The 13,913-nt window shown below is 44.4% G+C and carries 16 protein-coding genes and 2 pseudogenes; 10 read left to right on the plus strand and 8 right to left on the minus strand.

The window, feature by feature from the left end:
• Nucleotides 1–2: 2 nt before the first annotated feature.
• A complete protein-coding gene (locus tag DXA05_RS06645) occupies nucleotides 3–986 on the plus strand; it encodes a fimbrillin family protein (RefSeq protein WP_128858943.1) in 984 nt (327 codons plus the stop codon).
• A 96-nt stretch (nucleotides 987–1,082) separates the two neighbouring features.
• On the opposite strand, the gene DXA05_RS06650 is transcribed toward DXA05_RS06645, so the two are convergent.
• Together DXA05_RS06650 and DXA05_RS06655 are read right to left on the minus strand one after the other, a co-directional pair.
• Nucleotides 1,083–2,456, minus strand: coding sequence for an MATE family efflux transporter (locus DXA05_RS06650; RefSeq protein WP_128857511.1), 1,374 nt, complete (start codon nucleotides 2,454–2,456; stop codon nucleotides 1,083–1,085).
• A gap of 120 nt (nucleotides 2,457–2,576) precedes the next feature.
• Nucleotides 2,577–2,849, minus strand: coding sequence for a hypothetical protein (locus DXA05_RS06655; RefSeq protein WP_004314775.1), 273 nt, complete (start codon nucleotides 2,847–2,849; stop codon nucleotides 2,577–2,579).
• Between the two features lie 115 nt (nucleotides 2,850–2,964).
• Between DXA05_RS06655 and DXA05_RS06660 the strand changes: the two are divergent.
• From DXA05_RS06660 to DXA05_RS06670, 3 genes and pseudogenes are all read left to right on the plus strand, one after another.
• Nucleotides 2,965–3,263, plus strand: a pseudogene (locus DXA05_RS06660) (nitrous oxide-stimulated promoter family protein).
• Between the two features lie 20 nt (nucleotides 3,264–3,283).
• On the plus strand, nucleotides 3,284–4,015 hold the full coding sequence (locus DXA05_RS06665) for an SDR family NAD(P)-dependent oxidoreductase (RefSeq protein ID WP_015532531.1): 732 nt from the start codon (nucleotides 3,284–3,286) through the stop codon (nucleotides 4,013–4,015).
• Between the two features lie 118 nt (nucleotides 4,016–4,133).
• On the plus strand, nucleotides 4,134–4,400 hold the full coding sequence (locus DXA05_RS06670; protein ID WP_004314772.1) for a zinc ribbon domain-containing protein: 267 nt from the start codon (nucleotides 4,134–4,136) through the stop codon (nucleotides 4,398–4,400).
• An 85-nt stretch (nucleotides 4,401–4,485) separates the two neighbouring features.
• Here DXA05_RS06670 and DXA05_RS06675 read toward each other — a convergent pair whose 3' ends face one another.
• Both DXA05_RS06675 and DXA05_RS06680 read right to left on the minus strand, forming a co-directional pair.
• Nucleotides 4,486–4,761: a GNAT family N-acetyltransferase gene (locus DXA05_RS06675; RefSeq protein WP_004314771.1), complete on the minus strand. Its 276-nt coding sequence runs from the start codon at nucleotides 4,759–4,761 to the stop codon at nucleotides 4,486–4,488.
• 178 nt (nucleotides 4,762–4,939) lie between these two features.
• Entirely contained in the window at nucleotides 4,940–6,253 is a 1,314-nt protein-coding gene (locus DXA05_RS06680; protein WP_128858944.1) for a TIGR01777 family oxidoreductase, read from the minus strand.
• A gap of 60 nt (nucleotides 6,254–6,313) precedes the next feature.
• Here DXA05_RS06680 and DXA05_RS06685 point away from each other — a divergent pair, with 60 nt between their 5' ends.
• The 4 genes from DXA05_RS06685 to DXA05_RS06700 all read left to right on the plus strand — a co-directional run bounded on the left by DXA05_RS06685 (nucleotide 6,314) and on the right by DXA05_RS06700 (nucleotide 8,884).
• Entirely contained in the window at nucleotides 6,314–6,544 is a 231-nt protein-coding gene (locus tag DXA05_RS06685) for a hypothetical protein (protein ID WP_008644362.1), read from the plus strand.
• Between the two features lie 21 nt (nucleotides 6,545–6,565).
• Nucleotides 6,566–7,546, plus strand: coding sequence for a lytic transglycosylase domain-containing protein (locus tag DXA05_RS06690; protein ID WP_032842197.1), 981 nt, complete (start codon nucleotides 6,566–6,568; stop codon nucleotides 7,544–7,546).
• A 131-nt stretch (nucleotides 7,547–7,677) separates the two neighbouring features.
• Nucleotides 7,678–8,526 carry an ion transporter gene (locus DXA05_RS06695; RefSeq protein WP_009040786.1) on the plus strand — a complete coding sequence of 283 codons (849 nt, stop codon included), beginning with the start codon at nucleotides 7,678–7,680 and terminating at the stop codon, nucleotides 8,524–8,526.
• 49 nt (nucleotides 8,527–8,575) lie between these two features.
• A complete protein-coding gene (locus DXA05_RS06700; RefSeq protein WP_009040788.1) occupies nucleotides 8,576–8,884 on the plus strand; it encodes a HigA family addiction module antitoxin in 309 nt (102 codons plus the stop codon).
• Here the strand turns inward: DXA05_RS06700 and DXA05_RS06705 are convergent.
• Nucleotides 8,879–9,244: a DUF2809 domain-containing protein gene (locus tag DXA05_RS06705; protein ID WP_128858945.1), complete on the minus strand. Its 366-nt coding sequence runs from the start codon at nucleotides 9,242–9,244 to the stop codon at nucleotides 8,879–8,881. The genes DXA05_RS06700 and DXA05_RS06705 overlap by 6 nt on opposite strands.
• Before the next feature lie 175 nt (nucleotides 9,245–9,419).
• On the opposite strand from DXA05_RS06705, the pseudogene DXA05_RS06710 reads away from it, so the two are divergent.
• A pseudogene (locus DXA05_RS06710) lies at nucleotides 9,420–10,087 on the plus strand (MgtC/SapB family protein).
• An 88-nt stretch (nucleotides 10,088–10,175) separates the two neighbouring features.
• Here the strand turns inward: DXA05_RS06710 and DXA05_RS06715 are convergent.
• Both DXA05_RS06715 and DXA05_RS06720 read right to left on the minus strand, forming a co-directional pair.
• A complete protein-coding gene (locus DXA05_RS06715; protein WP_074909538.1) occupies nucleotides 10,176–10,949 on the minus strand; it encodes a TIGR03915 family putative DNA repair protein in 774 nt (257 codons plus the stop codon).
• A 218-nt stretch (nucleotides 10,950–11,167) separates the two neighbouring features.
• Nucleotides 11,168–12,430 carry a putative DNA modification/repair radical SAM protein gene (locus tag DXA05_RS06720; RefSeq protein WP_015532529.1) on the minus strand — a complete coding sequence of 421 codons (1,263 nt, stop codon included), beginning with the start codon at nucleotides 12,428–12,430 and terminating at the stop codon, nucleotides 11,168–11,170.
• Between the two features lie 302 nt (nucleotides 12,431–12,732).
• Between DXA05_RS06720 and DXA05_RS06725 the strand changes: the two genes are divergently transcribed.
• Nucleotides 12,733–13,008, plus strand: coding sequence for a DUF4248 domain-containing protein (locus DXA05_RS06725; RefSeq protein ID WP_008644351.1), 276 nt, complete (start codon nucleotides 12,733–12,735; stop codon nucleotides 13,006–13,008).
• Between the two features lie 637 nt (nucleotides 13,009–13,645).
• Here DXA05_RS06725 and DXA05_RS27200 read toward each other — a convergent pair.
• Entirely contained in the window at nucleotides 13,646–13,909 is a 264-nt protein-coding gene (locus tag DXA05_RS27200; protein WP_284515454.1) for a hypothetical protein, read from the minus strand.
• Nucleotides 13,910–13,913: the final 4 nt, after the last annotated feature.

Raw genomic sequence — 13,913 nt, forward strand, 5'->3', positions numbered from 1 at the left:
CTATGGACATCAAATTCCGCATTACAAAGTATTTAGCCGTATCTGCTTTAGCAATGCTGCTACTGGGAGCCTGCTCCAAAAACAATATCTACATCAACTATCCTGACGAAGAAAATAACGGAGGCTCATCCGGCTCCGGCAATGATGACAACAACGGTAATCCGGCCAAAGAGAATGCGCTGATTACTTTCAGTGCTTCCGTAGAAGGACGAAACATCACACGAGCCATGTCCCCCATGGGAAAAGGACTTCAAAGCTGGTTGTGTGCCTATACAGCCAACACATCGAACAATATCACAGGCGCTCCCGTTGCTCAAGGCAACTATGTCACCTCCTCCCCCGGTGTACTGACAGGAAATCTAGGATATAAAATGTATTTGAGCAATGCTATCTATAGCTTTTATGCCGTATCATGCAATTCCACCAGCCCGGCGCCTACTTTCACCAACGGACTATCCGAACCTTTATCCAACGGAGTAGATTATCTTTGGTGGCACGCAGTTCATCAGGACATCGCCAGTTCACAGATAAATATCCCCATAACCTACCAACACGCAGCCACGCAAGTAGTTGTAGCGATCGCCGGAGGAGAAAATATCACTTTAAACAAGATACTTTCCGCTACCATCACCCCACCGAAACCGGGCGCAATCATGGATTTGTCAACAGGTATCATCACTTCGGAAGTCAGCTATGACAAAGCAGCCGATATGGGAATCAACGACTTCACCGTACAATATATCATGTTACCCGTAGAGAGCTCCTCTCCCATGACTTTGACACTGGAGCTGATGGTAAACGGAGAAAGCTTTTCACGTACCTACACCACTCCGCTCACTCCACCCAACAACCTCCTGTCAGCCGGAAATTCATACCTTTTCCGGGCAGTTATCAATGAAAACTCCATCTCATTCGCCAATGTCAGTGTGAAAGAATGGACAGAGGTAGACGAAAGCGGAAACCCGCTATACCCTGTACAAGATTAAAATATCCGAAATAAAATCAAAGCAAACCAGGTTACGCAAGCCACAAACCGGGTTATGCAAACTGCAAGTCGGGTTACGCAAACCACCAACCGGCAATCATGCCACCGTTTGCGTAACCTGACTATTCGTAAATACCTGCTTCTTCAACCTGCGATAAACATAGATAAAGGCCGGCACGAGGAATAAGTCTGCCGCTATCCAAGCCATCGGATCACCGTAGCAGACAGCAATAAAGCCGAATGCAGGCACAGCGTAAATGCTGACAAGGATACGAGCAATCATCTCCGCCACTCCGGAGAACATGGCAAGATTGGTAAAGCCTACTCCCTGAATGGTATAACGCAAGATGCACAACAAACCAAGCATCGGGAAGAACATACAGGAGATATGCAGGAATAACTCGGTATCCAACAGTATTTCCGTTTCCGACGGATCTACAAAGATCAATGCAAAATATTTGGCTCCCACCATCAGAAGAACGAATGTAAATGCCGCATAAACGATCATCATCAAAGCACTCGCCTTAATTCCCAACCAGACACGCTCCGGTTTTCCTGCCCCATAATTCTGTCCGCTATACGTAGCCATCGCAATTCCCAGACTCTCGAACGTGCAGATAAAGAACATCTTGATGCGCATAGCAGACGTAAAAGCTGCCACACACGCCGTTCCCAATGCATTATTCGCACTCTGAAGCATGATGCTGCCGATAGCCGTGATAGAAAACTGCAATCCCATAGGCACACCAATGTAAAGCAGTGTCTTAGCCAGTTTCGACTGGAACCGGCGTTCTTTCGGAGTACCTTGCAATATTTCAAACTTCCGGTACATATAAATGTAGCAGAGAACAGCCGACAATCCTTGCGAAAAGACAGTAGCAATAGCAGCTCCCGCCACTCCCCAGCCAAGTACCAAAATACAGAACAAATCAAGAATGATATTCAGAACAGCCGCAAACAGCAGAAACCAAAAAGGCGTCTTACTGTCTCCCAACGCACGGATAATGCTCGAAAGAAGATTATAGAAGAAAGTACACGGCACACCAATAAACGTGACAAGCAAATAAGCATACGCCCCTTCGAAAATATTCTCCGGCGTACGCATGATCCGAAGAATATCCTCACATAAAATACAGGTGAGAAGAGCAATCACCACAGACATTCCCGCAGCCAGTTTCAGACTGACGGCCACATAACTGCGCATCGTACTGTAATCCCGCGCCCCAAACTTCTGCGCAACGGGTATTCCGAAACCTCCGCAACATCCATTGCAGAACCCGAGAATAAGAAACACCACCGATGTGCTAGCTCCAACAGAAGCTAACGCGTTAATTCCTAAAAACTTTCCTACAATTGCAGCATCAACAAGCGAATACGTTTGTTGCAACAGATTGCCAAGTAAAAGCGGCAGTGTAAACTTTAAAATGAGAGGTAATGCCGGCCCTGCCGTCATTTCTTTAGAAGTTGCCATACGTCTATGTTCTAAAATTGGGCGCAAAGATACGGAATATTCAACGAATTAATCCTTGTTTCCCGTCCCTCTTTTAGTTGACATAAATCAAAAAATTGTGATTAAACACTAAACAGTTAATCATTTAACAAGTCGTTTAGGCGAACCATGCCACGAACAACCCAGACAGAAAACCTCTGTCAAGTCGAACCCTTCCATCGAATCTTCCGGATATTTGGGAACGACTTCACCATTTTCGAGCACATAAACCAACAGCCTTTCACCCTGTTCATTCTTCACATACATGGCTGCAATCTTGCATTGCGGACATAATAACTTTTTCATGCCGCAAAGATACAGATTGTTTCCGTCATCCACAAGCTCTTCAGAAGATGTTTCAAAAAGCCTGTTCATGATTTACCATCAGAAAAGAAAATACCCACCAGAAAGATACATTTTAACAAAATACGCCTGTGATTCTGCATAATCTTCGCTATCTTTGTCAATCCAAAGTGTAAAGAAGAAAGAGATGAAGGTATCACGCATCGCACACGAAAAGAAAACAGTAGAGTTAATGATCCGCCTCTATTGTCGGAAAAAAGAAAAAAACAAGATTCTTTGTACCGACTGTGAAGAGTTGCTTCGCTATGCACATGCCCGTCTCGACCGTTGTCCGTTTGGAGAGAAAAAGGTGCATGCAAAGAGTGCACGGTACATTGTTACAAGCCTGTCCTGCGCGAACGAATGCGACAGGTAATGCGTTTTTCCGGACCGAGAATGTTGTTCTATGCACCCTGGCAAACCATACGACATTTATTGAACCTATAACTTACTAAAAAAAATCAGTAATGAAAAAAGCCATTATCATAGGGGCCACCTCCGGTATCGGACAAGAAGTTGCAAAATGCCTGTTACTGGAAGGCTGGAAAATCGGAGTAGCCGGCAGACGGCAATCTTCTCTCGAAAACCTACAACGGGCAGCACCGGATCAAATTCAAATCCAAGCATTAGACGTAACCCAAGAGGATGCAAGCGAAAAGCTGAATCTGCTCATCGACAAACTAGGCGGCATGGATTTGTTTCTTCTTAGTTCCGGCATCGGTTTCCAGAATATGGACCTGAACATGGAAGTAGAACTGAACACAGCACACACCAATGTAGCAGGCTTTATCCGGATGGTAGACACCGCTTTCACGTACTTCAAGAAAAACGGAGGCGGACACCTCGCCGTTATCAGTTCCATTGCCGGAACGAAAGGGCTCGGAGTTGCTCCTGCCTATTCCGCCACCAAACGTTTTCAAAACACTTATATAGATGCGCTCGAACAACTGTCATACCTGCAAAAGCTACATATCCGTTTTACCGATATTCGTCCCGGATTTGTAGCCACCGATTTACTGAATGACGGAAAGCATTATCCACTGCTGATGGATGCCGCCGAAGTGGGCCGTCATATCTCTTGGTCGCTGAAGCGCAAACAACGGGTAGCAGTAATCGACTGGCGTTACCGGATTCTGGTGTTTTTCTGGAAAATGATTCCCCGCTGGATGTGGAAACGTCTGCCGGTAAAAACAAATTAACCCCAAAAGTGAACAAGCCGGGAAATGAACAGGTAATTAGCAAGATCAGATAACTCCTATTCCAATAATTCTACCTATATTTGTCCTGTAACATAAACTTATAATCTAACAAAAAAAGATGGAACAAAAAATTTGTCAGAGTTGCGGTATGCCGATAGACGACTCAACTTTTGGAAAAGAAGCAGACGGTAGCAAGAATCAGGATTATTGCCACTATTGCTATGCGGACGGACATTTCACGAAAGAGTGTACGATGGACGAAATGATCGAACTCAACCTGAATTACCTCGATGAGTTTAATAAAGACTCGGAAGTGAAATACACGGTGGAAGAAGCACGTAAAACGATGAAAGAGTTCTTCCCCCAGTTGAAGAGATGGAAATAATCAATCATGAATATAGAAATGTGTCGAAAATAACCTAAAACCATATCTCGACACATTTTTACATTCTAAAGCTTTTTCACTGAAATCAATCACTATTGCCATTCAGTTCCGGATGGCGTTCCAACCACTTCACTGCGTAAGAACAGGTGGCTTTCGGTTTCATTCCGTTGGCTATTGCGTAGTCGTACGCAGCTTTCACCAATGCAGCGGCTATTCCGCGACCTTCTATCGGGCGGGGCACGATGGTATGAATGATGTCGAGAGAATCACCTAAGAGGCGATATTGCACAAAGGCGGTACGACCGTCTACTTCTGTCTTAAACAAATGCTGTTCGGGCTGATGAATAATTTCGTAATCCATAATCTATGTTGTTTTAAAGTTCATTATTATTTTAAGTACTCTTACCTAATAATTATCTATTATCAGGCACGGATTTTACGTTTTTTTTCAAAATGACGCATAGATAAAGCAACAGTGTTCATCAGCGTAATTCGTGCTAGATTTATTATATAAACTAATTATGAAAGCATATTTATAATCAAAATTGTTCTATCCATTGCAATCGGTTGGTATCGTAACCGCGGCGTTCGGCAGCGGTGACAAGTTTCTTTTTGATTTCCTCGGGCAGTTGCGGCGCGCGGCTTAGTATCCAGAGATATTTATCGGTGCTGCTGCCTACAAGGGCATAGTTGTAATTCTCTTCATCCAGCTCCAATATGTAATAATCAGAGTAGAAATTAAGGAAGAAAGAGACTTTCAGTTTACCCGGTTGCGCGGGATCGGGTATCTTGGCGTGTCCGTTGGCAGTCTTGCAGATATCATAAGGAGAATTGCGCTTGCATCCCCGGTTCTCCACACGAATCGTACCGTCGGGACGAAGCGTGTAAGTGGCCGTGACATCTACCAGCCCGTGTTCGAAACGGTTCTCGTAGCGGGCTATTTCGTACCAAAGTCCCATATATCGGTTCAGGTCGAGAGAGGAGACCGTGGTGTGATCCGTACCTTTAAAAAGACGTTCGACAGTAGGGATGGAAAAACGAAACCCGGTTTCCGTCAGACGTGTCGGGCGGACTTTCTGACCGGCTGTAAGGAAAGAAGCCGCTTCACCGTAAAATATACGGAAAGCCCGCTGCGGAGCAATAATCGTTGTCCATGCCTGATAAGCTTTTCCCATCTCACGGGTAAAAGAATATTGCGAAATCTGTTGCGGAGCCACCAGATTATACACACCCCGCGTTTCTTCGTGGGCGATCAAAAACTCCATGGCACGGCAAAGGTCGTGCATGGCTATCCACGGGAAAGACTGGGTGCCGGGCCCGATGGCGGTAGCCACCTTCGTGGCTTGCAAAGGACGAAGCATCTGCTGCATCGCTCCCCCATCCGGAGAAAGCACTACGCCAAAGCGTGTAATGACGAGCCGGGTAGGTTGGGGACAGTGTTTGGCTTCTTTCTCCCATGCATAACAGAGATCGGAAAGAAAACCGTCGCCGCGGGTACGGGTATATTCGTCCGCTTCCACTTCCGGAGGATAATAGCCCACGGCGGAAGCTGAAATCATCAGTTTCGGTTTTGTCTTGACGGCATTTAACGCACGGATAATACGGTGCGTCACCACAATGCGGCTGTTGAACAATTCCTGTTTGTACTCCGGTGTCCAACGCTTATTGATGGGTGCGCCAGCCAGGTTGATGATTACGTCGCAATGCGTCAATGTCTGAATCAAATGTCCGGACATACCTTCGCGGAACATTGATCTTCCCAAGGGAATAATCCGGTGTCCGCCCTTTTCTGTGAGATAATTGGAAAGATGTTTACCTATATATCCGGTAGCTCCGGTCATTGCTATATTCATCTTGATTCATTATTTATTTTAACTCTATTAGAAAAACGTATAAAATGCAAGAAAAGTTCTTTGAAAAAAACAAAATGGGGCTATCTTTGCAAGGCAGACTTTAATACTGAAAGAAAAAAAATCTCTGAACAGACTGACAAAGAGAGAAAATATTTGTTCTATCAAATAAAGGAGACGATGAACGGCATCTACAAACAGGGCGGACGGAATACAGAAAGCGATCTGTTTGGAGAGAATGGCAAGTATGTGAACAGTCCGACAAAGTCTGAACAAGAAACTGAATGGTATTAATTGAAATAATGAAATAAATAAATGAAAAGACGAATGAAAATCAACTATATTCTTACACTTATATTAGTATTTTGCATCGGCGCATCCATTCCTGTATTGACAGGCAGCAGCCAGGTGACCGAACAACATTCTGCCAAATCGGAAGTTCCTTATTGCGTCACCTCGCCCACCGTTCCCGCCCAGGTTACTTTTGACGGAGAAACCATTGACCTCCGCCGCTATGACCGCCGCGAACGGATGGATCGTGAAATGATGGCTTTCACCTATATGCATTCCACCACCATGCTACTGATAAAACGTGCCAACCGATACTTCCCCATCATAGAACCGATACTGAAAGCCAACGGCATCCCCGACGACTTCAAATACCTGATGGTAATCGAAAGTAACCTGAACAACATCGCCCGCTCTCCGGCAGGAGCAGCAGGACTGTGGCAGTTTATGCCCGCCACCGGACGGGAATTCGGACTGGAAGTGAACGACAACGTAGACGAACGCTACCACATTGAAAAAGCAACCGTAGCCGCCTGTAAATATTTCAAACAAGCGTATGCAAAATATGGAGACTGGATGGCTGTCTCCGCCGCCTACAATGCCGGACAGGGACGTATCTCCTCCCAACTCGACAAACAACTGGCAAGTCATGCCATGGACTTATGGCTGGTAGAAGAAACTTCCCGCTATATGTTCCGCATATTGGCAGCCAAAGAGATATTCAACAACCCGCAACGTTACGGGTTTCTGTTGAAGCGGGAACATCTGTATCCGCCCATTCCCTACAAAAAGGTGACCGTCTCCACTAGCATCAATGATTTGAATGATTATGCCAAATCACAAGGTATCACATACGCACAACTCCGTGATGCCAACCCCTGGCTGCGCGACACCTCATTAAGGAACAAGACCGGAAAGACATACACCCTCTATATTCCCACACAAGAAGGTATGTATTACGATCCGAAAAAAACAGAGGCCTATAATAAACAATGGGTCATTGACTGAAAATCCTCTCCCCCCAACCTCTTCTCATAGCGGAAAACGGAGTTTGCACTGCCCATTCACAGCCAAACAACCTCTTTCTACAAGAAGATGCCGGAGGAACGTCCAAATAGCATTTAGTATGAACTGTTAGTATGAAACTGAAAGAAAGAATCCATCGTTTTTTACATGACGAAAAACTGAAACGAAAGTTGTACGTCATCATCTTCGAATCGGACACTCCCGCCGGGAAACTGTTCGACGTGATTCTGATCGGCTGTATTCTAGTCAGCGTACTGCTTGTCATCATCGAAAGCCTGAAAGGACTTCCCAGCTTTCTGACGACTCCGTTCGTCATTATGGAGTACCTTTTCACCGCTTTCTTCACTTTCGAGTACCTGACGAGAATCTACTGCTCGCCCCGTCCCCGGAAATACATATTCAGCTTCTTCGGAATCGTAGACTTGCTAGCCACCCTTCCGCTCTACATCGGCCTGCTCTTCCCCGGTGCACGCTATCTGCTCATCATCCGTGCTTTCCGCCTGATACGGGTATTCCGTGTCTTCAAGCTCTTCAACTTTCTGAATGAGGGCGAACGACTGCTCACCGCCTTACGCGAAAGCAGCAAGAAGATTGCGGTATTCTTCTTATTTGTCGTCATCCTGGTGACTTCCATCGGCACGCTGATGTATATGATTGAAGGAACACAACCCAACTCCCAGTTCAACAACATCCCGAACAGCATTTACTGGGCCATCGTCACCATGACTACCGTAGGCTATGGAGACATCACCCCCGTCACCGGTCTTGGGAAGTTCCTTTCCGCCTGTGTCATGCTAATCGGTTACACAATTATTGCCGTACCGACAGGGATCGTATCTGCCTCCATGATGAAAGACTACAAACGCAGAAGAGACAAAGAATGTCCCAACTGCCATCGCTCCGGACACGAAGACAATGCCGAGTTTTGCAAATATTGCGGACATAAATTGAATAATGACTAAACACATAGTGACAGATATAACCAATCATTATCAATAAAAAGATTAAATTATGGATACAATAAAAAGATTACCAACACACCCAGGTGATATATTGAAAGAAGAATTGGAATGTCGCAGAATCTCTCAAAAGAAATTCTCGGAAATTCTGGGAGTTCCCTATACAATGCTTAATGAAATTTTAAATGGGAAAAGACCTATTACCAGTGATTTTGCATTAATGATAGAAGCCGCTCTAAACATTAATCCGGAACTACTCATCAATATGCAAGCACGATATAATATGGCTCTGGCACGTGAAAAGAAAGCACTTTCAAACCGATTAAACGAAATACGAAAAATGTGTGCCTCATTGCTATGAGTTCTTGCCAATACGCTCGAATAAAACAATAAACACACAGCCTACCGCATAACAAGCTATGTCCGCCCAATCGAACGTAGAGCCCAGAATGATTCTGGCTGCACGGTTCGTAATCCCCAATGTTTCCACCAACCGGAAGTATTGCAGCACTTCCACAAAACAGGCAAAAAGAAAGACATAAAACGGCATCCGCGGAATTCCTGTCGGGAGAAATATCCTCGCAAAACTATACACCAGCACTACCACCAGCATATCTCCGACATAAGGACGTATGAAATTGTCACGCACATATAAAGCTATCAATACCTCGATGCAAAAGATCAGCAGAAAACTGATTATATAAAAAAATCTTTTCTTCATTATTCACTCAATCACAGGGTTAAACATTCATTTGAGTCTGCGAATATACGATAAAATAGATCGAATACGTTCAAATATTACTAAATGATTGATCCATAAAAGAGAAATAATTGTATATTTATAGTTCCAAGTATTTTTCCACAAACAATAAAAAAACAGAAAGGAGATTGAACACATGATGTTGAACATAGATTTCGTCATTCGTTTATTGGTCGCCGGCATACTGGGGGCGATCATCGGACTGGATCGTGAATACCGTGCCAAAGAAGCCGGATACCGTACTCATTTCCTCGTATCGCTAGGCAGTGCCCTGATTATGATTGTTTCCCAATACGGATTTCAGGAGATTATAAAAGAAAGCAGTGTCACGCTCGACCCCAGTCGTGTGGCGGCACAAGTCGTCAGTGGTATCGGATTTATCGGTGCGGGAACCATCATCTTCCAAAAGCAGATTGTACGCGGACTGACTACCGCCGCAGGAATCTGGCAACTGCCGGTATCGGACTGGCAGTAGGCGCAGGAATGTACACCATCGGAATCGCTGCCATGGTATTGACCCTCATCGGACTGGAGTTACTTAGTTACCTGTTTAAAAGCATCGGAATGAAAAGCTCGATGGTTTCTTTCTCTACTTCCAACAAAAACACTCTGAAACAGATAGCGGACAGATTCAACTCTAAAGACTACCTGATAGTCTCTTACGAGATGGAAACGTTGCATAAGGGCGAAGCAGAGTTTTATCAGGTGAGTATGGTCATCAAGTCGAAACGAAATAACGATGAAGGACATTTGCTTTCATTGATACAGGAGTTTCCGGAGGTAACAGTGCAGCGGATTGAATAAGTCCCTTTACAAAAAAAACAATAGAGACAAGAAAAGCAGAAGAAACAAGGAGGAGTATTTTAATTCTAAAATATAAAGAGATGAAAACCTATTTCTGCTTTTCCGTCAGATACTTCCAATAGCGTACAGGCATATCCTGCCTGTGCTTTCTCGGATTCATACGTTCTTTGATACAAATGGCCTTGAAATAAGTTTTCCAAAGTTGTTGGAAAAGTTTCTCATCCTTGTCCATCAGACTTTCATCCAGCATCCCCGTAATCAGATGGGATTCACGGCTGTCATCATCAAACGAGATGGTTGTCACCTCCTGCAAGTCATAATAAAAACCATAACGGCGTTTCATGTCGTAGATAATCCACTTCTGATCGGCAAAACGGTCTTTGAAATGGTGGACGGTAAGAGGAAGCGCATTATACTGCGGTTCGAAAGCCGCAAAGAATGTACCATCCGCAGCTTTCTGAAAACGGACAAACTGCATCAGGTGCACACGTTCGCCATCCACTTTCTTCCATATTTGCGCCAATCGCAAAACGTCCGGATCGCCAAAATTGGTTTCGATGGAACGGGGTGAGTCGATCGCTTTACGGATATAACGAAAAATGAGCATCCCTACCTCCGGAAGCTCCGACAGCCAACTTTGTGTGAGGCAGCCCAAAGCAGATACAGAGACTTTCTTCTGCAATCCCCGCCACACACGCCCTGCCTTCTCTTCATCGGTGACTACGGTATGCAACTCATCATAAAATAAGGGCAAAGCATCTCCTTCCGACAACAAATCATCGGGAAAGGTCTTGCGAAAATAGGCGTCGAACACGGCAGTCAGCAGACCATCAAAGCTTTTATCGTAAACAAAAAATTTCAAGATTTATGATTTCTGATTTATGATTTATGGGTTATGAATTATGATTTATGGGTTATGACTTCCGGGTTATGATTTATTTTAGGCACGGATTACAGGGATGAATGCGGACTCTTTGTAGCAATGACAACACTAAAAACCGTGTAATCTGTACCTAAATTATTATATAAGCTAATCAACATACTTAGTAATTCGTTTAATCAGAATTCATAAATCATAAATCAGAAATCAAGTCGTAATTGGCGTTCATCCACTTTCTTTTTTGGTTTTGGGAGCAATAAGCTACGTACCCGTTGCGGCGAAAGTTCGTTCACAGTCAGCATTTGGAGAGGCAGTTCTTTGCAGGTGATGAAATATTGCGCCTTCTTCATCACCACTCCTATCTTCTTCAGTTCATAAAAACCCAGTCGCGAAAAACGGCGGGAGGCGACAATCAACTTCGCCGACTTCACTCCCACTCCCGGCACACGGAGCAACATTTCGTAGTCCGCTTTGTTGATGTCGACAGGAAACTGTTCGGGATGGCGCAAAGCCCACGAGAGTTTCGGGTCTATCTCGAGGTCGAGATCCGGATAGGCATCATCCACAATTTCGTCCACCTTGAATTGGTAAAAGCGCAATAACCAGTCAGCCTGATAGAGCCGGTTTTCACGTACCAAAGGCGGTTGCTTCAATGCCGGAAGACGTTTATCGTATGTATTCACAGAAACGTAGCCCGAATAGTAGACACGCTTCATGGTCGGCCGTCCGTAAAGAGCCGACGAAAGGAAAAGAATATCTTTATCCGACTCGGAGGTGGCGCCTACAATCACTTGGGTACTTTGTCCCGCAGGCGCGAAACGGGGTGCATGGCGAAACTTCTGCCGTTCTTCCTTACTCTCCAGCACACCTTGCTGAATGTATTTCATCGGAGCAAATACACTTTTATGATCTTTCTCCGGTGCAAGGAGTTTCAGGTTTTCTTCTTTGGGAATTTCGACGTTGACACTCAAACGGTCGGCATACAGCCCGGCCTCATTCACCAATTCACGACTGGCACCGGGAATACTCTTGAGATGAATATAACCGTTAAACCGGTACACTTGCCGCAAATCTTTGGCTACACGCACCAGTCTCTCCATCGTATAGTCCGGATTGCGGACCACTCCGGAACTAAGAAACAACCCTTCAATGTAGTTACGACGATAGAATTCCATCGTCAGTTCCACCAATTCCGAAACGGAAAATGTGGCGCGGGGAAGATCGTTGCTACGCCGGTTGATACAGTAGGCACAGTCGTAGATACAATAATTGGTAAGCATGATTTTCAATAGCGAGATACACCGCCCGTCCTCGGCAAAGCTGTGGCAGATCCCCCATCCTCCAACAGTGTTTCCCAGCGTGCCCGGCTTATTGGAGCGCACCGTACCACTGGAAGAACAGGAAACATCGTACTTGGCAGATTCCGCAAGTATCTTCAGTTTAGCTAAGACGTTTTCGTTCATAATTCCCAATCTTGATTCTTTTCGCAAATATACGATTTAATTTGAGACGCGTATAGAAGAAAAAAAGTTTAGCAAATATATCAATACAAAACAAGTCAAATTTTATGATACAAAAAGCTACGCTTAAAAAAGGAGTTTAATAGATACAATATTTTATTATATAGATCAAATATGTTTTATTATATAGATCAAATATGATAATAAAATAAATCGATTATTTTATCACAACAAATATATTTTCATTAACTTTGCAAAGTCAACACAAGAAGTGTTGCATTAATAAACAATTTAATTTTACACAAATGAAGACTTCAAACGAAAACGAAGAAGAAATGGAAGAACGAGAATGGGTTATCAATGGTTTTAAAACCTTCTCTGCCGTAGCGCAGGAGTATTTTCCCGAATATTCTAACGCTGACACAGCCAGCAAAAGAATGAGAAACGAAATAGAACTCGACAAACTGCTCTTCGACGAATTAAAAGCCGCACACTACGTACACGAAACAACACGTCTAAGTCCGAAGCAACAGCAGATCCTTTTCATGACCTGGGGACCGGAAAAAATAATCCTACGTTAGCGCATCACCCATAAGTAAAGATTTACTGCATCCTGACACCTCCGAAAACACAGAAAAAACGTGTTGAACGAACTATATTATATAGATTATTATATTTTAGTATTTATATATGTTCGGTTGGTGGTTCGCCTACTTTTTTTCGAGCGTTGCAAACGCATGACAGACAAGCAGTTGAGCCACCTTCAGGGGGTGTTCGTTTGGCTGTTCGATTTTTTGTCAAAAAAAATACTAAAAAGAAAACCGCATGTCCCCGAATAGAGCCTCTATTTACGGCAAACAGAGGTTCTATTTCTAATAAACAGAGGCTCTGTTTCATCCCAACAGAACCTCTGTTTTTCTATTCATTCCCCCAATCTCATCTTTTACACCCGCGCGGTGTCACACAGAACAACATTATTTCCGTCCTACAGCCCCCAATACAGCCCAAATACCACCATACCGTTCAAAACACCCCCATTCCAGCCAAAAAAGATTTGCACGAACAGCCATTCATGCACTACCTTCGCAGCCGCATCCGACAATGTATGCACAATGGGGATAACCCGCAATCAACAACAAGTAAATAAAAATACGCCTCAATGAAACAACTTCCAAACAACCTCCTGCACGAGGCTACATCCTGATTCCCAAAGCACTGTTAAAACGTCAGATAAACGACAAAGCGCCGGGAGAACTGGAAGCGCTCCTCCAAGTCCTGATACACGCCAATTACTCGGAAACCACGTACAAGATTCAGCAGATCGACATCGTATGCCAACGCGGAGAATCCGTCATCAGCCAGCAACACTGGAGCCGACTCTTCCAATGGAGCCGATCCAAAACCCTCCGCTTCTTTCAAAAAATCCAGGAAGAGGGCATTATCAAGATCATCCCGCACCAGAAAGGAATCTTCCACATTCATATCA

Origin of the sequence: Bacteroides sp. AM54-2NS, from assembly GCF_003602935.1 — a bacterium.
GTDB classification, from domain to species: domain Bacteria; phylum Bacteroidota; class Bacteroidia; order Bacteroidales; family Bacteroidaceae; genus Bacteroides; species Bacteroides xylanisolvens.